Source organism: Actinomycetospora chibensis (assembly GCF_028737215.1).
GTDB classification, from domain to species: domain Bacteria; phylum Actinomycetota; class Actinomycetes; order Mycobacteriales; family Pseudonocardiaceae; genus Actinomycetospora; species Actinomycetospora chibensis.
The window spans coordinates 298,173-320,111 of sequence record NZ_JAQZAM010000002.1; the positions used below are offsets into that span (position 1 = coordinate 298,173).

At 72.9% G+C, this 21,939-nt stretch carries 20 protein-coding genes; 4 read left to right on the top strand and 16 right to left on the bottom strand.

The genetic code is table 11. The features are described 5' to 3' along the window. Positions 1-124: 124 nt before the first annotated feature. The gene (locus PH189_RS03910; protein ID WP_274187438.1) at positions 125-640 is read left to right on the top strand and encodes a DUF305 domain-containing protein; all 516 of its coding nucleotides are present in this window, start codon (positions 125-127) and stop codon (positions 638-640) included. A 98-nt stretch (positions 641-738) separates the two neighbouring features. On the opposite strand, the gene PH189_RS03915 is transcribed toward PH189_RS03910, so the two are convergent. The 5 genes from PH189_RS03915 to PH189_RS03935 all read right to left on the bottom strand — a co-directional run bounded on the left by PH189_RS03915 (position 739) and on the right by PH189_RS03935 (position 5,451). Next, entirely contained in the window at positions 739-1,176 is a 438-nt protein-coding gene (locus PH189_RS03915; RefSeq protein ID WP_274187439.1) for a hypothetical protein, read from the bottom strand. Between the two features lie 160 nt (positions 1,177-1,336). Then, positions 1,337-1,603, bottom strand: coding sequence for a chaplin family protein (locus tag PH189_RS03920; protein WP_274187440.1), 267 nt, complete (start codon positions 1,601-1,603; stop codon positions 1,337-1,339). Between the two features lie 167 nt (positions 1,604-1,770). Beyond that, positions 1,771-2,889: an ABC transporter ATP-binding protein gene (locus tag PH189_RS03925; protein WP_274187441.1), complete on the bottom strand. Its 1,119-nt coding sequence runs from the start codon at positions 2,887-2,889 to the stop codon at positions 1,771-1,773. Further along, positions 2,886-4,430, bottom strand: a complete 1,545-nt coding sequence (locus tag PH189_RS03930) for an ABC transporter permease (RefSeq protein ID WP_274187442.1) — start codon at positions 4,428-4,430, stop codon at positions 2,886-2,888. The genes PH189_RS03925 and PH189_RS03930 overlap by 4 nt, the downstream gene beginning before the upstream one ends. Before the next feature lie 10 nt (positions 4,431-4,440). Continuing rightward, on the bottom strand, positions 4,441-5,451 hold the full coding sequence (locus PH189_RS03935; protein ID WP_274187443.1) for an iron ABC transporter substrate-binding protein: 1,011 nt from the start codon (positions 5,449-5,451) through the stop codon (positions 4,441-4,443). A 130-nt stretch (positions 5,452-5,581) separates the two neighbouring features. Between PH189_RS03935 and PH189_RS03940 the strand changes: the two genes are divergently transcribed. From PH189_RS03940 to PH189_RS03950, 3 genes are read left to right on the top strand one after another with little or no spacing between them, the layout of a single operon-like run. Continuing rightward, entirely contained in the window at positions 5,582-6,370 is a 789-nt protein-coding gene (locus PH189_RS03940; RefSeq protein ID WP_274187444.1) for an aldolase/citrate lyase family protein, read from the top strand. Then, the gene (locus tag PH189_RS03945) at positions 6,367-7,221 is read left to right on the top strand and encodes an NAD-dependent epimerase/dehydratase family protein (protein WP_274187445.1); all 855 of its coding nucleotides are present in this window, start codon (positions 6,367-6,369) and stop codon (positions 7,219-7,221) included. Before PH189_RS03940 ends, PH189_RS03945 begins: the two co-directional genes overlap by 4 nt. 8 nt (positions 7,222-7,229) lie before the next feature. Next, positions 7,230-9,323, top strand: coding sequence for a glycosyltransferase (locus PH189_RS03950; protein WP_274187446.1), 2,094 nt, complete (start codon positions 7,230-7,232; stop codon positions 9,321-9,323). A 4-nt stretch (positions 9,324-9,327) separates the two neighbouring features. Here the strand turns inward: PH189_RS03950 and PH189_RS03955 are convergent, their stop codons facing one another. The 11 genes from PH189_RS03955 to PH189_RS04005 all read right to left on the bottom strand — a co-directional run bounded on the left by PH189_RS03955 (position 9,328) and on the right by PH189_RS04005 (position 21,479). Then, the gene (locus PH189_RS03955; protein WP_274187447.1) at positions 9,328-9,756 is read right to left on the bottom strand and encodes a GtrA family protein; all 429 of its coding nucleotides are present in this window, start codon (positions 9,754-9,756) and stop codon (positions 9,328-9,330) included. Between the two features lie 817 nt (positions 9,757-10,573). Next, complete coding sequence (locus PH189_RS03960; RefSeq protein WP_274187448.1) at positions 10,574-11,647, bottom strand: alpha/beta hydrolase; 1,074 nt, start codon at positions 11,645-11,647, stop codon at positions 10,574-10,576. A gap of 387 nt (positions 11,648-12,034) precedes the next feature. Further along, complete coding sequence (locus PH189_RS03965) at positions 12,035-12,922, bottom strand: alpha/beta hydrolase (protein ID WP_274187449.1); 888 nt, start codon at positions 12,920-12,922, stop codon at positions 12,035-12,037. 46 nt (positions 12,923-12,968) lie between these two features. Then, complete coding sequence (locus tag PH189_RS03970; protein ID WP_274187450.1) at positions 12,969-14,201, bottom strand: alpha/beta hydrolase; 1,233 nt, start codon at positions 14,199-14,201, stop codon at positions 12,969-12,971. Next, positions 14,201-15,004: a maleate cis-trans isomerase family protein gene (locus tag PH189_RS03975; protein ID WP_274187451.1), complete on the bottom strand. Its 804-nt coding sequence runs from the start codon at positions 15,002-15,004 to the stop codon at positions 14,201-14,203. Before PH189_RS03975 ends, PH189_RS03970 begins: the two co-directional genes overlap by 1 nt. Continuing rightward, a complete protein-coding gene (locus tag PH189_RS03980) occupies positions 14,997-15,344 on the bottom strand; it encodes a hypothetical protein (protein WP_274187452.1) in 348 nt (115 codons plus the stop codon). Before PH189_RS03980 ends, PH189_RS03975 begins: the two co-directional genes overlap by 8 nt. Next, positions 15,341-15,994, bottom strand: coding sequence for a VOC family protein (locus PH189_RS03985; protein WP_274187453.1), 654 nt, complete (start codon positions 15,992-15,994; stop codon positions 15,341-15,343). The genes PH189_RS03980 and PH189_RS03985 overlap by 4 nt, the downstream gene beginning before the upstream one ends. Then, complete coding sequence (locus tag PH189_RS03990) at positions 15,991-17,646, bottom strand: FAD-dependent monooxygenase (protein ID WP_274187454.1); 1,656 nt, start codon at positions 17,644-17,646, stop codon at positions 15,991-15,993. The genes PH189_RS03985 and PH189_RS03990 overlap by 4 nt, the downstream gene beginning before the upstream one ends. Further along, complete coding sequence (locus tag PH189_RS03995; protein ID WP_274187455.1) at positions 17,643-19,319, bottom strand: (2,3-dihydroxybenzoyl)adenylate synthase; 1,677 nt, start codon at positions 19,317-19,319, stop codon at positions 17,643-17,645. Before PH189_RS03995 ends, PH189_RS03990 begins: the two co-directional genes overlap by 4 nt. Positions 19,320-19,402: 83 nt before the next feature. Then, a complete protein-coding gene (locus PH189_RS04000) occupies positions 19,403-20,122 on the bottom strand; it encodes a TetR/AcrR family transcriptional regulator (RefSeq protein WP_274187456.1) in 720 nt (239 codons plus the stop codon). Between the two features lie 70 nt (positions 20,123-20,192). Next, positions 20,193-21,479 (bottom strand): MFS transporter, encoded by a 1,287-nt coding sequence (locus PH189_RS04005; RefSeq protein WP_274187457.1) that lies wholly within the window; start codon positions 21,477-21,479, stop codon positions 20,193-20,195. Positions 21,480-21,939: the final 460 nt, after the last annotated feature.

Consider the following 21,939-nt stretch of genomic DNA (forward strand, 5'->3'; position numbering starts at 1 on the left):
TCTCATCGGCGGCGTCCTCGCCGCCACCACCGCTGCCGTCCTGGCGGCGGGTTGCTCCGACTCCTCGAACGCTCCCGCAGCCGGAACCCCCACTCCCACGCCGCCGGCATCCGCTGCCGCCCCCGTGTCACCCGAGCACAACGCCGCGGACGTCGTGTTCGCCCAAGGGATGCTCCCCCACCACACGCAGGCCATCGCCATGTCTGCGGAGGCCTCGACGCGCGCGGCCTCGCAGGAGGTGAAGGACCTCGCCGCTCGCATCGACCAGGAACAGGGACCGGAGATCGAGCAGATGAACCAGATGCTGGACGCCTGGGGTGCGCCCCGGCCCCAGCCCGGCTCCACCTCCATGCCGGGGATGCCGGGGATGCCGGGGATGCCGGGGATGCCGACGAGCGCGATGCCCATGCCGGGGATGATGAGCGAAGCGCAGATGCAGCAGCTCGCGTCCCGGTCCGGCCCGGCGTTCGACCGCATGTTCCTGCAGATGATGATCGAGCACCACACCGGTGCCGTGCAGATGGCGCAGACCGAGCAGGCCCAGGGACTGAACCCGCAGGCCAAGGAGCTCGCCGCCGCCATCGTCGCCGATCAGCAGCGGGAGATCACCGAGATGCAGAACCTGCTCACCAGGGTCTGACCGACCCGTGGCCCCCGTTCGCCCGCCCGGGCCGGCCCCGGGCGGGCGAACGGGCGACGACGAAGACCGACGCCGACCCCGGTGCCCCGACGGCCCGCTCAGCTCGGCGTGCCGTAGACCTGGCGGAAGGAACGCTTGATCGGAGCACCACCGGTCATCTGGAACACGGCGCCCAAGCCTCGTCCCAGCAGGGTCTTCGAACGCCTGTCGTAGTGCTCGACGATCCGGCTGCCGTCCCCGCGTGGCTCGACTCGGAACTCGAACGTGCCGCCCGGCTCGAAGATCCTCCCGTCCACGAGCACCCCGCGGACGACCGAGTCGGTCCACTCGTAGGTGACGCGCTCCCACACGTCCACGCCGGGGAGGGCGGTGCCCTCGGTGACATCAGCGCTGCCGGGCCCCAGTGCGTGCACCCGGAAGAGCCGCGCCGTCAGGTTCGGCCAGATCTCCGGGCGACGCTCCGAGAAGTCGACCATCGCGCCGATGACCTTCGCGGGCGGGTCGCGCACATCGAGCTGGAAGCTGAACCTCGGCACGTTCGCACCCCCTGGATGGTCCTCAGCGCGGGGAGCGCACGACGACGGAGCGTACTCCGATCACGAAGGGGTGTGCGGATCACTCACGGCGCTGCGATCGACGATCCGACGGGTCCTGGTCGGCGCACCGGGCCCCTGGCGACCACCGAGCCCGGGCGTGTCAGACCCCGGGAGCCGAGCCGAAGACGGGGGCGATCTCGACGGTGGGCGACGCGTTGACATCGCTGCAGTCGAGGACCGGAATCTGGGTGACGTTGCCGCTCTGGACGCCCGGGCTGTCGGACGCGGTGCCGGTCGTCGTGCAGGTACGGGGGGCGGTCGATCCGTCGTGCGACTCGGAGGCCGAGGCGACCCCACCCGACACCACGGAGAGGCCGAGGAGGGCGGAGCCGGCGAGTGTGCCGGTGACGATGCGGCGCAGGGTCATGAGCTGTCCTTCGATCAACGACCGGACGCCAGGGCGCCGTCCGGACTCTGTGCGAGGTCTGTCCGGGCCAACGATCCGCGTCCACACGGGTGACGGGGTCGCCGGGCCACGGACGGAGTCCGGTGCGACCGGGGCTGTTCGGGCCCTGCGCGGGCGAGGCGTCGCGGTCACCCACGCGGGGCGGGTGCCTCGTGCTCCGGGGAAGGGATGTGGTCGGTGCGCCGCGCGGTCGGGGTCACACTGCCCCGCACGGTGAGCCGGACGTCGCTGCCGATCTCGGGCGCGGCGTGCCCGGGGGTCCGGGCCAGCACCGTGTCGGGCAGGGGGTGCTCCCCGGATCCGGAGCGCACGCGCAGACGCACCGTCGCGTCGTGCCCGTAGAACGTGGCGTCGACGACGCGGGCGACCACCTCGCCCGGCGCTGCGCCGTTCGCCAGGGGCTCGAGGACGATCTGCTCGGGGCGCACGAGCACCGTCGTGGGCCCGGACTCCGGTCGTCCGGTGACCGGATGGACGCCGAGCACCGAGTCGGCTCGCCCGTCGCGCACCGTGGCCGGCAGGAGGACGGCGTCGCCGACGAACGCGGCCACGTCGGCGTCCGCGGGCTGCCGGTAGAGCTGCGCCGGGGGCGCGACCTGCACGACGCGGCCCTCGCTCAGCACCGCGACCTGGCCGGCCATCGACAGCGCCTCGCCCTGGTCGTGGGTGACCAGCACGGCGGTGGTCCCCGCGTGCTCGAGGGCCGCGGCCACGGCGCGGCGGGTGCTCTCGCGCAGCTCGGCGTCGAGGGCGGCGAACGGCTCGTCGAGCAGCACCGCCCGCGGCCCCGGCGCCAGGGCCCGCGCCAGCGCGACCCGCTGCTGCTGGCCGCCGGAGAGCTGGTGCGGGTACCGAGCGGCGAGACCGGGCTCGAGGCCGACCAGCTCGAGCAGCTCGTCGACGCGGTGGCGGGCACGCCGGAGCCGGCGCGGCAGGCCGAAGGCCACGTTGCCCGCGACGTCCAGGTGCGGGAAGAGGCTGCCCTCCTGGCTGACGTAGCCGACCCGGCGCCGCTCGGGCGGGAGGTCGACGACCGGGCGTCCGTCGAGCGCGACGGTGCCGGCGTCCGGGGCCACGAAGCCGGCGACGATGCGCAGCAGCGTGGTCTTCCCGCAGCCGGAGCGCCCGAGCACCGCGGTCAGGCTCCCGGGGGCGACCTCGAGGTGCACGTCGTGGAGCACCTCGACCGGACCGAAGGACTTCGACACCCCGGTCACCTGGATCCCGGCCGGCGCCGCCCCGGTCACGAGAGGCCCCCCGGCACGCCCCGACGCGTCAGCAGCCAGGCCGCCGGCGCGGAGATCAGCACCATGAGCGCGGCGTAGGGCGCCGCCGCCCCGTAGGCCACGGCGTCGGCGTGGCCCCAGAACTCCGTCGCCAGCGTGTCGGTGCCGATCGGGGCCAGGAGCAGGGTGGCGGTCAGCTCGGTGACCACGGCGAGGAAGACCAGCGCGGCCCCGGCGCCGAGGCCGCGCGCGACCAGCGGCAGCGTCACCCGTGCCATCACCGCGGCCGGGCGGACGCCGAGCGAGCGGGCGACGTCGTCGAGCTCGGGCGGCACCTGGGCGAGCGCCGACCGGATGGACACCATCGCCCGCGGCAGGAACAGGATCGCGTAGGCGACCAGCAGCAGGGCGGTGGTCTGGTAGATCGCCGGGAGCGCCCGGACGGACACGGTGACCAGCGCGAGCGCGACGACGATGCCGGGCAGGGAGCTCCCGACCCAGCTGCTGCGCTCGACGAGGCGGCCGAGCCGGCCCGGGTGGCGCACCGCGACCCAGGCGATCGGGAGGGCGAGCAGCACGGTCACCGCGGCGCCCCCGGCCGCGATGCCCAGCGTGGTGACCGTGGCGAGCCCCAGTTCGGCGACCGGGAAGGCCGTCGAGGACCCCTCGAGCAACCACCGTCCGAGCGCGGCGAGGGGGACGCCCAGCGCCAGCGCCACCAGCGCCCCGAGGCCGAGGAGGGCGAGCGGGGTCGCCCGGCCCGCCGACCGCGGCGGTCGGGGCCGTGCCGTCCCGGACCCGACCCGCGCGAGGCGCGTCCGCCCGGCCAGGCGCAGCTCCCCGGCCAGCAGCACCAGGCAGAGCAGCACCAGCACGGCGGCGAGCAGGGTCGCCGCGGGCCCGGCGAAGGACGACTCGTAGGCGTCGTAGATGGCGGTGGTGAACGTCGGGAAGCGCAGCATCTGCAGGGCGCCGAACTCGGCCAGCAGGTGCAGCCCGACCAGCAGCGACCCGCCCAGGACGGCGGGCCGTAGCGCGGGCAGCACGGCGCGGACGACCGCCTCGACCGGACCGAGGCCCAGCGCGCGCGCCGACTCCTCGTGCACGGGGTCGAGCCCGCGCAGCGTGGCGGCCACCGGCAGGGCGACGAACGGGAAGTACGACAGCGTCGTGACGAGCACCGCCCCGGCGAACCCCTCGACGGCGGAGGTCATCGACACCCACGCGTAGCTGTTGACGAACGCCGGGACCGCGAGCGGGGCGGCGAGGAGTCCGACCCACACCGGCCGGCCCGGCACCGTCGTCCGCACGACCACCCAGGCCGCCGCCGTCCCGACCACCGCGCACGCCGTGGTGGTGGCGACCACCAGGCCGACCGTGTTGACCAGCAGTTCCCCGACGCGCGCCCGGAAGAGCAGCGCCACCGCCGCCCCCGGCTCGGCGCCCGCCGAGGCGACCACCACGAACCCCAGCGGCACGAGCGTCAGGACCGCCACCGCGACCGCCGCCGTGAGCCCCAGCGGGAATCCCGCCCGTCGGGAAGCGGTCAGGCTCGCCGGCATGCGCGCCCGGTCACAGCAGGCCGGCCTGCTGCATCATCGCGACGGTCCGCGGGCCGTCGAGGGAGTTGATGTCCACCGGCGGCGCGCCCAGCTCGGCGATCGGGCGCAGGCGCGGGTTCGACGGCACCGCGGGGTTGACCGTGTACTCCAGCGCGGTGCTGTTCGCGAGGACCCGCTGCCCGTCCGGGCCGTTGAGGTAGCGCACCAGCATCTGTGCCTCCGCCGGGGTGTCGCTGGAGCGCAGGACGCCACCGCCCGAGGTGCTGAGGAACGCGCCCGGGTCCTGGCCGCCGAAGAAGTGCAGCTCGGCGTTGGCGCTGTTGGCCCCGGCTTCGGCGCGGTCCTTCGACCAGTAGTAGTGGTAGATGATCCCGGCGGGGATCTCCCCCGCGTTCACGGCGCGCATGGTGGCGGTGTTGCTCTGGTAGAGGCGCCCGTTGGTCTTGAGGCCCTGGAGCCACTGCTGGGCGGCGGCCTCGCCGCGGGTGGACGCCACCGCGCTGGCGATGGCCTGGAAGTCGGCCCCGCCCGGCGGGAACCCGACGCGGCCCTGCCACTCGGGCCCGGCCAGGTCCATGATCGAGCGGGGGAGCTGGTCGGCGGGCAGCAGCGTGCGGTTGTAGACGAGCACGGTCGAGCGGGCGGCGATGCCGGCCCAGTCGCCCTGGGCGGAGCGGAACTCCGGGGGCACCTGCTCCAGGGTCGCGGGCTCGAGCGGGGCGAACAGCCCGCGGTCCGAGACCAGCGACATCGCCGGCGAGTTCTCGGTGATGAAGACGTCCGCGGGCGAGGCGGCGCCCTCTGCAACGATCTGGTTCGCGAGCTCGCTGTCATCACCGTTGCGCATCTCGACGCGCACGCCCGTCCGGGCGGTGAAGTCCTGCACCCACTCCTGGGCCAGGTCCTCGTGCTGGGCGTTGTAGAGCGTCACCGTCACCGGTTCCGGGGGTGCCGACGACCCGCAGCCGGCGAGGAGCAGTGCCCCCGCCACGACGCCGACGACAGCTCGGGTCACCCGCACGAACGCCTCCTCCGGCCCACGATTGAGGTAAACCTAGCATTACCTTCGTCCAGGGCTGTGAACGGCAGATCGGGAGACGAACCGCCCAGAACTGGACACATGAGGCCAGCCTTCCCTACCTTTCCCGCCCGTGCAGCTGTACGTCTTCACGGTCGAGCCGGGTCTCGCGCGCGACGTCGTCGCCGCCGGGGCGGCCGGGATCGTGGTCGACTGGGAGAACCGGGACAAGGTGCGCCGGCAGCAGGGCTGGGGCACGGAGATCAACCGACACACGCCCCGCGACCTCGAGCGTGTGCGCGCCGCCACCGGCGGACGGGTGCTGTGCCGGATCAACGCCCACGGGCCGTGGACCGCCGACGAGGTGAGGGCCGCCGTCGCCCGCGGCGCCGACGAGATCCTGCTCCCGATGGTGCGGCGCCCCGAGGAGGTCGACCGGACCCTCGACCTCGTCGACGGGCGGTGCGGGCTGGGCATCCTCGTGGAGACCCGGGACGCGGTGGAGCGGGCCGCCGAGCTCGCGCGCCGCCCGCTCAGCCGGGTCTACGTCGGCCTCAACGACCTACGCATCGACCGCGGCGCCACCGACCTGTTCACCCCGCTCGTCGACGGCACCGTCGATCGCGTGCGCGCGGCCGTCGACGTCCCGTTCGGGGTGGCGGGGCTGACGCTGCCCGGCCTCGGCACGCCGATCCCCACCCGGCTCATCGGCGCCGAGCTCGCCCGGGTCGGCGCCGCGTTCACGTTCCTGCGCCGCTCGTTCATCGCCGACCTCGCCGGTCGCGATCCCGCCGTCGAGGTGCCGCGGATGCACGCGGCGTCCGCGGCGCTGCGGGCCCGGACCCTCGAGCAGGTGCGCGCCGACCGGGACGCGCTGCTGGCCGCCGTCGGCGGCACGCCGGCCCCGCTGCAACCGGCGTGACCCGGGCCCTGGTCACCGGGGCGGGCGGCTTCGTCGGCCGCCACCTCGTCGCGCGGCTGCGGGCCGAGGGCTGGGACGTCGTGGCCGCGACGCGCGGTGACGCGGACCTGGCCGACCCGGAGTCCGGGCGCGCCGCTGTCCGCGCCGCCGACCCCGACGTCGTGTTCTGCCTCGCCGCGGGGCGGGCGAAGGCGACCGCGGCCGAGCGGGCGGCGAGCACCGCGGTCAACACCACGCCCTGGCTGGTCGACGCCCTGCCGCCGCGGTGCCGCGCGGTGGTGCGCCTCGGCTCGTCGACCGAGTACGGCGCCTCGGCGTCGCCGCTGGCCGAGGACGCCCCGCTCGCCCCCCGGGGTTTCTTCGGCGCGACCAAGGCCGCCGGCTCACTGCTCCTGCTCGCCGCCGCGGCCGAACGAGGGGTCCGCGCGACGGTCCTGCGCGCGTTCCAGGTGTACGGGCCCGGCGACCACCCGACGCGCTTCGTGCCCACGGTGCTCGCCGCCGCGGCCGGCGGTGCGACGGTCCCGCTCACCGCGCCGGGACGGCGGCGTGACTGGGTGTGGGTGGACGACGTGGTCGACGCGTGTGTGCGCTCGGCGGCGGACGACGCGCTCCCGCCCGGGCAGGTGCTCAACCTCGGCACCGGCGTCCAGACCGCCAACGAGGAGTTGGTCGACCTCGCCGAGCGGGTCACCGGCCGCCCGATCGCGCGGGCCCCGGGCGCCCACCCGGGACGGTCCTGGGACACCGCGGACTGGGTGTGTGACCCGTCGCTGGCGCACCGCCTGCTCGGCTGGACGGCCGGTGTCGGGCTCGCCGAGGGCCTGCGACGCACCTGGGCGGCCCGGTGAGCGCCACGGTGAGCGCGACGACCGACCTCGTGCCGCCCGCCACGGGCACCGTGGCCGTGGTCGTGCCGGTGTACCGCAACGCGGCAACGCTGCCCGCGCTGCTCGCGCGGCTCGACGCCGCCCTCGCCGGGCGGGTCTGGCGGCTGCGCCTCGTCGTCGACGCCTCACCCGACGAGAGCGCGGAGGTCGCCCGCGACCTCGCCGCCGCCGACCCGCGGGTGGCGGTCACCGTGCTCGAGCACAACGTCGGCCAGCACCGGGCCCTGGAACGCGGCCTGGACTCCGAGTCCGACGCCGCGGCCTGGGTGTGCCTCGACGCCGACCTGCAGGACCCGCCCGAGGCCGTCCCCGCCCTGCTCGACGACCTCGGTGCGGGCGGCGCCGACGCCGTCTTCGCCGGTCGCCGCGGCGCCTACGAGGGGCGGCTGCGCCGGCTCACCGGAGTGGCGCACCGGCGGGCCGTCGCCCTGCTCACCGGGCTGCCCCCCGACGCCGGCGCCTTCCTCGCGCTCGGCCCCCGCGGCCGCGACACGGTGCTCGACGCCCGCGCGCCCAGCCTCGTCGCCGCGGTCGGCGCCGCCCGCCTGGCGGTGCGCAGCATCCCGGTCGCGCGGGACGCGCGGTCCGAGGGCCGGTCGGCGTGGACCGCGGCCGCGCGGGCCCGGCAGTCGCTGCGGACGCTGTGGTGGCTGCGGCCGGCGTGGCTCTCGACCGCGTGGTGGTGGGGCCCGGCCCTCGTCGCCCTGCTGCTGGGTGCGGTGATCGTCTTCGGCCGCGCCCACGGCCTCTGGTACGACGAGTTCTTCTCCGTCGAGGTCTCCCGCCGGCCGCTGGCCGAGATCCTCCGCGCGGCGTGGGAGGGCCGCGGGACCACCTGGTACCTCCGCGACGTCCCACCGTCGTACAACCTCCCGTGGTACGTGCTCGCCCACGCCTGGCTGGCGCTCGGGTGGCCCGACGCGGACTGGCCGCTGCGCGTGCTGTCCCTGCTCGCCGGGGCCGCCGGGATCACCGTGCTGACCCGGGCGGTGGCCCGGCTCGGCGGTTCCCGCCGGACCGCTCTGGTGGCGGGGCTGGCGGTGGCGGCCAACCCCCTGGTCCTCGCCTGGATCACCGAGGCCCGGCCCTACGGGGTGGCCGTGCTGGCCGCGGCGGGTACGACGCTGGGGCTCGCGCGGTGGCTCGACCGCGCCCGCGGAGGGCTCACGCTGTTCGGGCTCGCGGGCGCGGCGACGGGGCTCGCCCACTGGTACGCCCTGCTCGTCGTCGCGGGCCTCGCCGTCGCCGGCGTCCTGCTGGCGCCGCGCCGGGCGCCGGCGCTCGCCGCGGTCGCGGTGCTCGCGGCGCTGCCGACCGCGGCCCTCGTGGAGCTCAACCTGCGGACCGTCGGCGACCGCAACGCCGCCCTGCTCTACGACACCGAGGGGCTGATGCCCCTGTTTGCGGCCTGGCAGTGGTCGGGCACCGACTACGGGACCGCGCTGGTCGTCGGCCTGTTCGGGATCGCCGGCCTGCTGCGGGGTCCGGGACGGCTGCGGGTGGTGGCGGCCTGCTGGGTCACGGTGCCGGTGGGCCTGCTGCTGCTGGCCGAGGAGGAGCTGCGCCCGGTCTACGAGCCCCGCTACCTGCTCGTCGCCCTGCTCGGGCTCGGGGTCCTCACCGCGTGCGGAGCCGTCGGGATGACCGCGTCACGACGCGGGACGGCGGTGCTGTCGGTGCTGCTCGTCGCCGCCACGCTGGCCGCCTCGACGACGATGCTGCGGGTCACGCCGCGCGAGCGGGCGGACGAGGTGGCGGCCCTGATCGCTGCCGCGCACCGGCCGGGCGACGCGGTGGTCGCGGGCGACCGCCAGTCGGCGCTCGGGCTCGAGCACTACACGCGGACGCGGTACCCGGCGATGGCCCCGGACCTGCGGGTCCCACCCGTCTACGCCGCCCCGGACGCGCCCGTCGTCTGGTACGTGCGGGTCCGGATCATCCACGGCGAGACCGGTCCGGTCGACGGCGACGTGCTGCTCCTGCGGGCCGGGATGCGGGTCGAGGGGCAGTGGTTCCTGCAGGGCACCTGGACGTCGCTGGTGGTCCAGCGCTGGGTGCGGTAGCTCCTCAGCGGAACACCAGACCGCGCAGCACGAGGAAGTTGACCGTCGTCCCGAGGCCCTGGGAGACCAGCCAGGCGACCCCCACCACCCAGGGCGCCGCGACGACGGCGGGCAGCAGGGAGATCGCGAGCCCGTGGGTGACCACCACGACCATGAAGGTCGTCGCGTAGAGCAGCGCGACCCACAGCGTCGCCCCGCGCACGCCGGGCGCGGCGAACGTCCAGCGCCGGTGCAGCACCGTGACCAGGGCGGTTCCCACGACGTAGCTCAGGACGCGGGAGACGTGGACGTCGAGACCGGCCCGGACCGCCACGAGGTGCAGGCCGAGGCTCAGCGGGAGCACGACGACGCCGGTCGCCAGGAATCGGGTGCCGATTCTGACGACGCCGTTCGTCTCTGACGGCCGTGCCTCGGCCGGTCGCGTGCGAGCCACCACGACATCGTGGACCGGGGCGGCCACCGATGCCGATCCCACCCGGTGTGACCGGCAGCAACGCCAGGCCGGACCTCGGCGGTCGGACCGAGCGGCGAGCACAGGCCCTCGGGTGTCGGCGGCTGCTGATGGGGCACCGGCGGAGGCACGGCCTGGTCCATCGGACTCGAGCCCACCCACCGCCAGCGCACCAGCCGCGTGTACGCACCACCGAGAACGTCGTGAATCTTGCGGATCGTGGCGTCGCCGAGGGGCGGCATCGATGCGATCGGCACCCGCGCGACGCACTCGTGGGGGCAGCTGGTCGGGGGGTCCACATCGCGGCTGTCGCGACAGCCCCCGCGGCAGCCCTCGACCGTGCGCCGGCCGCCGACGTGCTGATCGAGGTCTCGGTGGAGGGTTCGGACCAACGTCCTTGCGGGTCACAGTGGGTGGAGGCGAAGGGACTCGAACCCTCGACCCCCGCCTTGCAGAGATGGACGATCACGTTGACCAGGGCCTCAACCAGCACCAACATCCGCGGAGCACGCCACTCCGTGCCCCTGGGCAACACCACTACGCCACGTTTCGCGTCACGAGCCGTGTCACGGGGCCGGTGGCCTGGCGGCGACGCTGGACCGTGGGCGATCTTGCCGACGTCCTCGGGGCGGGGTGGCCGGATCGTCGAAGTGGCTGCCCACCGGTGGGCAGCGTCGTTCCTGGTCCCACACCGGGAGCTGCTTAGGAGGAGAGGGACGTCCTGTGCAGAACGTGTTCGTTGTCGTTCCCGGCCTCCCTGCACCACAGGACTTGGCCGGGAACGACGACGAACAACGAATCAGGCTGCGCCGCGGATGCCGTGGGCGTCGAGCCAGCGGACGATGTTGGCCATGTAATCCTGACCGCCGTACCCGAGGAGTGTCCCATGGCCGGTGTTCTGCACGATGTACTTCGTGAACACGCCGGGTCTGTAGAAGTTGGGCTCGTTCGCGGTCATGGGATCAGTGTTGCAATCGTCCGTCGTGCCACACCAGATCTTGTCGAATCGACCGGGAGACCACAGCACCGGCACAGTGATGTTGCGCGTCAGATCGGTGTAGGACTTGAGGGTGATGTCGGCGAGTTCGGTCGCACCGACGATGTCCTTGGTGCGCTCCTCGACGGGTAGCTGGGCTTCGTCGTACGTGCCGGGGGGACCGAAGAAGAGAGTGCGCTGTCCCGGGATACTCGTGAGGTAGCCCGGATCGAGCGCGTAGGGCTGGCCGCGGAACTTCGGGTCGAGAAGCGCAGGCTGTACCAGGGTGCCGAGTCGCGCCGTGGACCGCGGAGTGAGCAGGCCGTGGCCGACGGCGTGCACGGCGATCGCATCGAGATCGCGGTAGCGCGCCGCGGCCACTTGGGCGGTGAGTCCACCCATGGAGTAGCCGTTGGCGACGACCTTGGTGAAGCGGGTGCCGACGGAGCCGTTGCGGAGGTGCTGTACGACCTGGTGGAGCGTGTTGGCGGCGACGTCGAAATTGAGCGAAACCGCGGGCGGGTGGTCGCTGTAGCCGTAACCGAGCCGGTCGAGGTTCAGCGTGGCGAAGCCGCGCTGCGTCATGTAGCGAACGTAGTTGTACCGGTCCGGCTGGTAGGACCAGTCGAAGTAGGCGTGGTTGTAGGTCCCGCCGTGGATCAGAACCTGGATGGGTTGCTCAGCCAGCGTCGCCGGATCGTCGGTGCACAGCTGTCCCCACACCTTGTAGGTCTTGTTGTTGACCTCCACCGGGAAGAAGTAGCCCTGGCACTGCGCCCCGCTCGCCGATTCTGAGCCGGGGGGGTTCGAGGGCGTCACGGTGTCTGCTGCAGAGGCTGGTGGGATCACCAGGAGACCGGCGAGCAAGGCGAGGAACACGGGGACGGCGAGCTTCATCGCTCGCAGTCTGGGCAGGCGCATGCGGCCCCTTTTCATCGACGGACCATGGACGCGGCCCTCGTCGAGGGGACGCGCAGAGATCGGTGGATTCCGCCGACGTCAGAAGGCGGCGGTGAGGCTGCCCGGGCACCGGTCGGGCCGGAGGCAGTGTCTGGGCGCACGTGCCCTCGGAGTCGCACAGGGACGGGCGGACGGCGCCGGATTGGTGATCGAATTCGACCGATCACGTACGCGTCGCGCGGCGCGGGTGCGCCCGGCATGGACGCGGTGAGCGAGAGAGCTGTAGATGTCGCTGTCAGTCGGGGAGCATCGAGTCCTCCAAGACGGTCACACCAAGTCCAACGACCGAGCTCAGACACAGGTGACGGTTTATCGACATCTTTGTCACGGCTGGTCGGTGACCAGACAGGTCTCGAAGAATGCCGCTGTGGCGAGGTGGTGGGCATAGCCGGCGCGGTGGGCGTCGAGGCTGTGCCCCGCGGCTCGCTGCACGGTGACGGTGGCACCGTCCACCTTCTCGAACGCGGCGGCAGCCTGGCGCTGCGCGTGCTCGTCGGAGGCCCAGATCCCGTCGTGCTCGGGGAGGACGTGCAGGACAGGGACCGAGATCCGCGCGGCGACCCCGGGCATCGCTTCGGTCCAGTCGATCGCGCCGCGCAGCTCCTCGGCCGGCAGCGGGTGAAGATCCGCTCCGGCGTCGCGCTGCACGGCCGGGTCGACGAGGCCCGGGTCGGCAGCGAACATGACCTGGTCGCGTGCCTCGTTGGGCACCGACACGGTCGTGCTCTCGCCGAGCAGCGAGCCCCACATCTCGCGGAGGCCGGGCTGCCACACCATGCCCATGCCGGAGGCCATGACCCCTCGTAGAGGAGTGTCGGCGCCGTCGGCGGCCATGTCGGCGGCCATCGTGAGGGCGATCATCCCTCCGATGGAGTGCCCGATGAGGAAGACACGCAGGTCGTCGGTACGGGTCCGGCGCACCTCGCGGAGTGCGTCGCGCAGGATCTCGGACTGGGCGCCGAATCCACAGGCCGCCGGCTCCACGTTCGCGGCGATGCCGTAACCCGGCCGGTCCAGAGCGACCGCCGCGAATCCGAGGTCGGCGTAGTTCTGGAGCGCGGAGGCTCGCGGCGAGCTCTGCAGGTCGTAGTAGCGACTGGAGTACGTACCGCCGTGCAGCGCGAGCACCAGCGCACGCGCGGTGGTGGTGGGTTCGACGATCCGCCCGGCGAGTCGGTGGCCCGCAGCGGTGATCTCGATCGGGGTTGACATGGGTTCTCCTCACGTGGGTGGGACGCGCCCCGGAGGACGACGAAGGTCAGGGAAGCTGCCGGAGCCAGGGGTCGATGAGTGCGACGGCCTGATCGCGGCCGCGATCGCTTGCGGGCGAGTTGCCGTAGTGGTCGGCGACGAGGGCGTCGACGTGCTTGTCGGAGCTGCCGATCGTGTCCACGATCTGCTGGAAATCGCTGGGGAACACGCAGTTGTCGGCGGTGTAGGTGATGAGCACCGTCGGCAGCACCATCTCGGGGCCGGCCTTGGCGATGGTGGCCCGGGAGGACAGCGCCGACCACGTCGAGAGCCAGGCGTCCGGGGTCGTGAGGCGCCCGAAGCCGACGATGCCGTAGTTGGTGGTCTCCGGGCTCGCTCCGTAGACCGAACCGTAGCCGCGGTCGGACTTGTCCAGGCTCTGGTCCATCGCGCGCAGGTCGGCGTCGGTGCGCCACACCGTGATCAGTCGGGCGGTGCCGGCGCGGCGGCGGTCGTCGGCGGTACCCTCGCCGGCCTTGACCCGGCGACGTGCGGCGAGGGCGGCGTCGATCGCGTCCCGGGCCCGCTGGTCGATGCGCGCGACGCGCTCGAGCTGTGCGGCCCGGTACCGCTCGACGAACTCAGGATCGTAGGAGGAACTCTCCGGGGCCGGGCGGTAGCCGTTGGCCTCGGAGAAGGGGTCGAGGGCTGGATCGACGGAGAAGGCGTCGTCCTCGTCGGTGACCGACGGGTCGATGCAGCGGCTCAGGAGAGTGCCCTGCCCGGGGTGCGGCGCGAGGTAGGCCACGGCGTCGAGGGCGGGGAGGGTGGCCTTGTCCAGCAGGCTGGGTCGACCGGCGGGTGTGCGCGCGACCCGGTCCGCTGGGGCGCGCAGGGACTGCTGGACGTAGTAGGTCACCAGCCCACCGCCGCCGGAGTTGCCCAGCCCGACGGTGCGCCGGAACCCCACCCCGTGCAGCCACTCCAGCCCGGCGCCCAGGTCGAGCAGCGTCTGCTCGTGCACCAGGCGCAGGTCGTTGCCCGCGTCGCGGGCCTGCTGGACGTAGACGGCGTGGCCGGCCTCGAGCAGGGCGGGGATCAGGTAGTGCCGCGAGAAGTCGACGCGCGGGTGCATGAGCACGACCACGGTGGTGGTGCCGGCCGGCCGGCCGGCCGGCGTGTAGAGGGTGCCCTTGGCGGCGTTCCCGTCCACCGTCACGCTGGTCTGCAGGTGGACTCCGGTTCCCGGGGGCAGGGTTGCGGGGTGCCAGTCGACGTTGAGTCCGGGATTGGCGGCCATCAGCGGGCTCCGGCGTTCGCGGGGGCCGCGGCGAGCACCGACGCGGCGCGGTCGCGGCGGAGCAGCCGGCCGGCGTCGGGGATGTCGATCGGCAGCCCGAGGCGGTCGAGCAGCGTGAACGCGCCGGCGGTCGCGGCGGACAGGACGGGCAGACCGAACTCCTGCTCGGCGGCCTCCACCAGGCCCAGGGAGGGCATCTGCACGCAGGCGGAGATCACCAGCGCGTCCGCGCCACGGAGGTCGAGGTCGCGGGCCGCGTCGAGGACCCTCGCGCCGGGGATGCAGCCGACGGTGGCGTTGTCGCCGACCTCGAGGGCCCGCCAGTCGGTGACCGTGACGCCCTGCTCCTCGAGGTAGCCGACGACGAGCTCGGCCACCGGGCGCAGGTAGGGCATGACCAGGGCGACCCGGGCGGCGCCGAGGGCGCGCAGGGCGTGGACCAGCGCCCCGGCGCTGGAGGTGACCTGCGGGTGGAGTCCGCGCAGGGCGAGCTGGTCGACGACGGCGGACTCGGTGCGCTCGTGCTCCCCGACGCCGTCGCGGTGGCCCTGGGCCATCAGGGCGACCAGGCAGGCGTAGAGCACCGCGTCGATCCCGGCGTCGCCGACCTCGTCGACGCACCGTTCCCGCTGGGCGTTCATCGCCCGCAGCTCCTCGGGCGACACGGTGTGCATCCGCATGCGGGTCGAGTGGAAGGAGAAGCTCGCGTGCTCGTACCTCGCCAGCAGCGACGGCATCTCGGTCTCCACCGTGACGTTGGAACTCGGGACCACGAGCCCGAGGCGGAAGGACTGCTCACCCATCGGTGACCTCCCTCGTCGAGGGACGGTGGACGACCCGCAGGGCGTTCTTGTCGTGCTGGAGCACGCGGGCGTCGTGGAGCCCGGCGAGGGCCGAGTACCAGACGGCGTGGCGGCAGCCGGTGGCGCGGCGGTCGATCACGATCTGCCCGGGGGTGCTGGTGTGGCCGGCGCCGACGTTCCCGATCACGTCGTGAGGGGTCTCGACGTCGGTGGTGTCCTCGCTCTCGAGGCGGATCTCGAAGTAGGGGCCCACCTTGACCACGACCAGCAGCGGGTCCTGTTCCGCGACGCGGACGACGCCCTCGTTCTCGGGGGTGTCGAGGACGAACAGGGCGGTCACGACGTCACCTCGCTGTACTGCTCGAGGTGTGCGGTCTCCCAGTCCGGGGCCCGCTCGACGATCAGCTCGGCCTTGCGGGTGAGGAGCTTCTCCAGCGAGGGCTCGGGGCCGGAGGCGACCTCGCAGAGCGCGTCGATGGTGAGCTCGGCGTCGAGGTCCTCCTGGGGCGTGACCGGCCGCAGCGCGCGGGTGAACTCGATCATGTAGCCGTTGGGGTCGTGGGTGTAGATCGACTCGATGGTCTCGTGCTTCACCTGCATCTCGCAGGGCCAGGCGCTCTGGTCGAGGCGGCGCCGGTACTCGAGCAGGTCGTCCTCGGAGTCGACGTGGATCGCGAGGTGGCGGGAGTTGACGAAGTACTCGGGCGTGCCCTCGGGCAGCCGTGCCCAGGCGTCACCGGGCGCGCCTTGGTCGCCGACCGGCTCGTGGCCGAAGTAGTAGAAGAACGCGATGCGGTCGTCGTTGCCGATGTCGAAGAAGAAGTGGATGAAGTCGGGGTGGTCCTGCGGTCCCCACCCCGCCGCGCAGATGGAGTGCACGACGGGGAAGTGCAGGGTGTCGCGGTAGAAGCGCACCGTGGCGGCGGGGTCGAAGGTGGGGAAGGCGGCGTGGTCGACGCCCTGCACGCGGTGGTCTGGGTCGTGCGTCATCTCGGGCCTCCTAGCGGGCTGAGGGGACGGGTGGTCTCGGGCAGGGGACAGACCAGGTCGGCGCGACCGGCGACGACGCCGGCGGCGAGGTCGTCGAGCACCGTGACGGGCCCGTCGACGACGGTCAGGCCGCCGGTCTCGGCGCGCAGGCGCTCCCCCAGATCGAGTCGGGTCAGGACGCGGCCGCGCTCGTCGACCGCGTCGTCCGGGCCGGTGAGCCAGCAGCCGGCCCAGCCGGACCGGACGAGCTCGTTGACGTGCTTGACCAGGACGTCGGCGTCGTGGTTCCAGGGATCGCCGATGCTGGTCGTGAGCAGGGCGAGGGCCCCGTCGAAGGGCGGCGGCCCGGGGTGCTCCGCGGCGCCCGACCCGGGAACGGCGGTCAGCGCTGCGCGCCGGTCGGGGTCGAGCCGGCGGGACGCGAAGCGGCGCCCGCCGTGCTGTAGCGGCTGGTCGAGTACCCAGCCGGTGACGTCCTCGAGGGGCACGTCGCCCGGATCGACCCCGGCGAACTCGGCGAGGCCGCGGCGGGCCGTGTCGGGATTGGTGCCGGCGAAGCGCGGGAGGGCGACGTTCCCGGTGCGGGTCATGTAGGCGAGCATCAGCTGGTGTGCCGGCAGGTGGGTGCGCTGCGGGAAGGAGTCCCACCAGAGCTGGCTGCGGCGGGCGAGGTCCTGGAGGCGCTCGACCTGGGGACGGCGCACGCGCTCGTACTCGGCGAGGGCCTCGGGCACGGTGGCCGCGTCGCCGACCGCGTCGCGGAGCGCGATCGCGTCCTCCATGGCGAGCTTGGTCCCCGAGCCCACCGAGTAGTGGGCGGTGTGGGCGGCGTCGCCGAGCAGGACGACGTTGCCGTGGCTCCACCGCTCGCAGTGCACGGTCCGGAAGCGCATCCAGCGTGTCCGGTTACCGATGAGCCGGTGGCCGTCGAGGTGGTCGGCGAAGGCCTCCTGCAGGTATCGCAGCGAGGCCTCGTCGGACTGGTCCGGCGGTGTCGCTTCGGTGCTCGCGTCGAACCCGGCGGCGCGCCACGTGCGCTGGTCGGTCTCGATGAGGATCGTGCTGCGGTCGGCGCGGTAGGGGTAGGCGTGGGTGACGAAGGTCCCGTGGGGGGTGGTGACCGGCGCGAAGATGGCCGTGTCGAGCGCGAAGTCGGCTCCGGCCCAGAGGTAGAGGCATCCGGCGACGTCCACGCTCGCTCCGAGCTGCTCGGCGAGAGAGCTACGCGTCTGGCTGCTCACGCCGTCGGCGGCGACGACCAGGTCGGCGGTGAACTCGTCCACCGTCGCGCGGACCCCGTAGTGCAGCGTCACACCGGCGGCTTCTGCGTGGTGTCGCAGGATCGCCAGCAGCCCGGGTCGGGCGATGCCCATCACCGCGCCGTTGCGCACCCGAGCGCTGTCCTCTCCGACGACCATGCGCATGTCGTGCGGGAGGCCCGCAGCGAGGATGTCGGCGAGGGTCTCGGGGTCGGCGGCCTCCAGGTTGCGCTGGGTCCGGCTCGCGAGGGCCACCCCGAACCCGAAGGTGGTCTCGGGCAGGCTCTGCTCGTAGACCGCCACCTCGGCGTGGGGATGGGCGAGCTTGAGCAGCCGTGCGGCGTAGAGCCCGCCCGGGCCCCCGCCCAGGACGGCCACGCTGTCGAGCTTCATGCGAGCACCTTCTCGTCCTCGAGCTTGCGCTCGATGTCCGCGCGGAGGTCCTTCTTGGAGACCTTGCCGATGTTGGTCAGCGGGAAGGTCGGGACGACCTCGATCCGCTCGGGGAGCTTGAACTTCGCCACGCCACTGCCGAGCAGGAACTGCGCGACCGTCTCGACGGTCAGCTGCCCGGCACCGGGCGTCGGGATGAGGTAGGCGCAGACACGCTCCCCGAGCACCTCGTCGGGCATCGCGACCACCGCGGCGTTGCGGACCCCGGGATGGGTCGCCAGGACCTCCTCCAGTTCGTCGGCGTGGATCTTCTCGGCGCCCCGGTTGATGACGTCCTTGATGCGCCCGTCGATCGAGTAGTACGGGCGGCCGTCCACGACGTGGCGGGTCACCAGGTCGCCGGTGCGGTAGAAGCCGTCGGAGGTGAACGCCGTGGCGTTGTGGCGCTCGGCGCGGTGGTAGCCGTTGATCGTGTACGGGCCGCGGCAGGCGAGCTCGCCCAGCTCGCCGTCCGGCACCTCCACCTCGTCGACGACGTCGAGGACCCGCACCTCGTCCGCGGGCGAGATCGGCGTGCCGACCGTGTGGAGCCGCACCCAGGGATCGGCGTCGGGCGGGGTGAGCAGGAACATGCCCTCCGCCATGCCGAACATCTGCTGGGCGGGGATCCCCAGCGCGGTCTCCAGCCGGACCATGAGCTCGACCGTCGGCTTCTGTCCGCCCACGTAGAACCGGCGCAAGCTGCTCAGGTCGGCGGGCCGGATCTCGAGCTGGTCCAGGAGCCGGATCGCCACTGCGGGCGGCACCACCGGGATGGTGGTGACCCGCTCCCGCGCGACCAGGTCCAGGACCGCGCCGGCCTCGGCGCCCGGGGCGACGATGCAGGTCGCACCGCACAGGTGGGCCGGCTGCAGGGCCGCGGAGGTCCCCGCGTTGTGCATGATCGGCAGGGGGTGCAGGACGACGTCGTCCGGGGTCAGCTCGAGCGCCTGGGCCCAGGCACGGGCGTTGTAGAGGTACTCGCGGTGGCGGCGTGGAGCGACCTTGGGCAGCCCGGTCGTCCCCCCGGAGAGCTGGAACACGACCAGGCCCGCCGGGTCGATCGTCGGCAGCAGGGCGTGCGCGTTCGGGGCGGTGCCGGCCTCGACGAGGGTCTCGAAACCGTGGGTCCCCGCGGGTGCTGCGTCGCGTGCCACGATCACCGTGTCGAGGCCCTCGATCGCGGTGGTGAGCCGCTGCGCGCTCTCGACGAGCGCACCGGACCGTAGGTCGCCCTGCACGATGTGGCCGCGAGCCTCGACGTGGGTCGCCAGCTGTTCGATCTCGCGCTCGCCGTGCTGGGGCAGGGTGCACACCGGCACCAGGCCGGCCTTGATCGCGCCGTAGTAGGCGACCACCGTCTCGGCGACGTTGCCCATCTGGAACATCACGCGGTCGCCCGGCTCCAGCGGCGTCGCGGCCAGGACGCCGGCGGCGAAGCGCTCTGTGGCCTCGTCGAGTTCACGGTAGGTGTAGCGGGCGTCGGCGGTCACCAGCGCGGTCCGGTCGCCGTGGGTGGCGGCCGCCGCGCGCAACGCGTCGCCCAGGGTCTCTCCGCTCCACAGCCCCTCGCGCAGATAGCGCTCGGCGCGCTCGGGAGGGAAGGGCGGTGACGTGTCCGCGGCGATCATCATGAGGTTCTCCGAGATGCGGATGTTGAGAAATCGACAGTGGTGTCACGGTCGGGCCGGGCGGCGGGCGGGACGCCCGCGGCGTCTCAGCCCGGGGGTGGCTCGGCGTCGGGCCTGGCCTCGAGCGCGGTGGTGAGCGCGCTCTCGAGGTGGGTCACGTCTTCCTTGAGCAGGGCGAGTGCAGCCCACGGCCCGGAGTGCACGTGGCGCCCCTGGTCACGTCCCGCCCCGCGCATCATCATTTCGACGAGGACGTCGGCGACATCCTCGGCGTCGTCGTCGACGCCGTGGCGGTACCACCAGGCCACCCAGTTGGCCGCGCCGAGCATGCCCAGCGCGACGGTCCGGGCGGGCAGCGGTCGGAGTCGCCCGGCTTCCTGGGCGTCGGTGACGAGCTGGGTCAGCAGGCTCAGCACCCGCCGACGTGCCGCGCGGTGCATCTCGGCGATGTCGTCCGGCAGGTCCGGCTCGCTGCGGTCGAGCAGCCGGAACCGCGTGGTGTTGCGGGCGTTGTTGGCCACGATCTCGCGCAGCGCGAGCTCCAGGCGTTGCTCCTCGTCGAGATCGGCTCGCGCCGTTGCTCGCTCGAGGATCTGGACGACGCGTTCGAGGACGTCCCGGACGAGCGCGGCGAGCAGCTCCTCCTTGTTGTTGACGTAGTTGTAGAGCGCCGGCCTGCTGATGCCCATCGAGTCGGCGATGTCCTGAAAGCTGGTGTTCGCGTACCCCTGATCCGCGAACAGGCGCGCGGAGTGCTCCAGGAGCTCGGTCGACACGAGTCGCCGTCGGGTCTGCTGCCGCGCCATGGCGCCACCATAGACGGCTTCCGACATAGGTGTCAAGAAATCGACGATAGTGTCACGAGGCCCGGACGCCTCACGAGTTGATCGCCCGTCGGAGTTCACCATCGTCCACCGTCGCCGGGGAGGACGTCACCGGGGAGTCTGCAGCCCCTGCGGTGATCGGGCGCGGGACCAGACCACAGGCCAGGGCACCCAGTACGGCCACCACCGCGAAGACGCCGACGTTGGCGCTGAGGCCGAAGCCCGCCGCGAGGAGCGCTCCACCGAGGACCGGTCCGGCGACCGCGCCCAGCCGACCGACGCCACTGCTCACCCCGAGCGCGGTGGCACGACGCGCGGCCGGGTAGTGAGCGGCCACGTATCCGTAGATCACGATCTGGTTCCCCGTCGTCGCGGCTCCGGCCACGAAGACCAGGAGGTAGAGCAGCGCGGTCGGCAACGGAACCGCGATCAGACCCAGCGAGAGGACCGCGAGCGCGAACAGCCCGGTCGCCACCCATCGGCTGCCGAAGCGGTCGGCCAGTGCCGACCCGCCCAACCCGCCGCCGATGGCACCGACGTTGAGGACCAGCAGGAACGCCAGCGCCGAGCCGAGGTCGTAGCCCGCGCCCCGCATGAGCTGCGGCAACCAGGTGTTGAGCCCGAACACCAGCAGGAACCCGCAGAAGTTCGCGACCACGAACAGCACCGTCGCCAGGGCAGCCCGCCCCCGGAACAGCTCGGCGAGCTCACCGCGCCGCCTCGACCCGCCCCCGGACCGTCCTCGCGCCACGAAACTCGGCGATTCCGGGAGCAGCCAGATCGCCAGGGGGACGAGGGTCACCAGCGGCAGCGCCCCGATCGCGAACAGCGTCCGGAAGCCCGCGGGCTCGAGCAACGCGATCGCGAGCACGGCGGCGAGGGCCCCGCCGATCGGGAAGCCGCACAGCATCAACCCATTGATCAGCTGGCGGCGTGCCAGAGGCGCGATCTCGACGACGAGGGCGATGGCCGTCGGCGGGATGCCACCGAAACCCAGGCCGGCCAGGAAGCGGAAGACCCCCAGCCACCACGGGTCCGGCGCCATCGAGACCAGCAGCATCATGGTCGAGAACCAGGCCAGCGAGGCGATGAACAGCCGCCGGCGACCGATCATGTCAGTCAGCGTGCCCGACGCGATCGCGCCGATGAACATGCCGATCAGAGCGTAGCTGCCGATCGCACCGGCCTGCGCCGGCGACATCCCCCACGGCTCGTACTTCAGCAGAGCAGGAATGGCCGACCCGTAGACGATCAGGTCGTAACCGTCGAACACGATGGCCCCGAAACCGAGTGCGACGACCGCGGCGGTCGAGCGGGCAGGGGCTGACGTCGCCGTCATCCAGACCTCCAGGGGCCGCCGGCAGCCCGGCGGCGGGGACGTCACGACCGGGCCGTGACAGGAGTGGTTACTTATCGAGATGCGTGTCAGAGGCACCGTGTCGCGCGCGGCGAGGCGGACGACGGGCAAGCCGTGACACTGATGTCGAAGTATGGACACTTACGTCACGCCCGACAATGCGCCGTTTGGCGCAGTCGCTACCTCCGGCGTCGACGTATCCCGATCATGAGCAGCGGCCTTCAGAGGCCTGAGCTTTCGATCTCACCGAGGAGGGCTTGAGAAGCCTCGGATGTGTCTCAAGTCAATGACGAACAGGCGTTGGCCGAGGGCCTCCACCAGCAACAAAGGCTTCGCGAGGCGTCACTCTGTGCTCCTCGACCTCGTCGACCGCTCTCGTTTCGTGCCGCGGGGCGTGCCACGACGGCCGCCGGCGCCCGGGGCTCCTGCCACAAGTCTCATC

Excerpts from the sequence above, each read along its gene's own strand:
- PH189_RS03970 (WP_274187450.1), bottom strand. The coding sequence starts at position 14,201 with ATGGCCGCCAATCCCGGACTCAACGTCGACTGGCACCCCGCAACCCTG.
- PH189_RS03960 (WP_274187448.1), bottom strand. The coding sequence starts at position 11,647 with ATGAAGCTCGCCGTCCCCGTGTTCCTCGCCTTGCTCGCCGGTCTCCTG.
- PH189_RS03995 (WP_274187455.1), bottom strand. The coding sequence starts at position 19,319 with ATGATGATCGCCGCGGACACGTCACCGCCCTTCCCTCCCGAGCGCGCC.
- PH189_RS03920 (WP_274187440.1), bottom strand. The coding sequence starts at position 1,603 with ATGACCCTGCGCCGCATCGTCACCGGCACACTCGCCGGCTCCGCCCTC.
- PH189_RS03930 (WP_274187442.1), bottom strand. The coding sequence starts at position 4,430 with ATGCCGGCGAGCCTGACCGCTTCCCGACGGGCGGGATTCCCGCTGGGG.
- PH189_RS03965 (WP_274187449.1), bottom strand. The coding sequence starts at position 12,922 with ATGTCAACCCCGATCGAGATCACCGCTGCGGGCCACCGACTCGCCGGG.
- PH189_RS03985 (WP_274187453.1), bottom strand. The coding sequence starts at position 15,994 with ATGACGCACGACCCAGACCACCGCGTGCAGGGCGTCGACCACGCCGCC.
- PH189_RS03990 (WP_274187454.1), bottom strand. The coding sequence starts at position 17,646 with ATGAAGCTCGACAGCGTGGCCGTCCTGGGCGGGGGCCCGGGCGGGCTC.
- PH189_RS04005 (WP_274187457.1), bottom strand. The coding sequence starts at position 21,479 with ATGACGGCGACGTCAGCCCCTGCCCGCTCGACCGCCGCGGTCGTCGCA.
- PH189_RS04000 (WP_274187456.1), bottom strand. The coding sequence starts at position 20,122 with ATGGCGCGGCAGCAGACCCGACGGCGACTCGTGTCGACCGAGCTCCTG.
- PH189_RS03975 (WP_274187451.1), bottom strand. The coding sequence starts at position 15,004 with ATGGGTGAGCAGTCCTTCCGCCTCGGGCTCGTGGTCCCGAGTTCCAAC.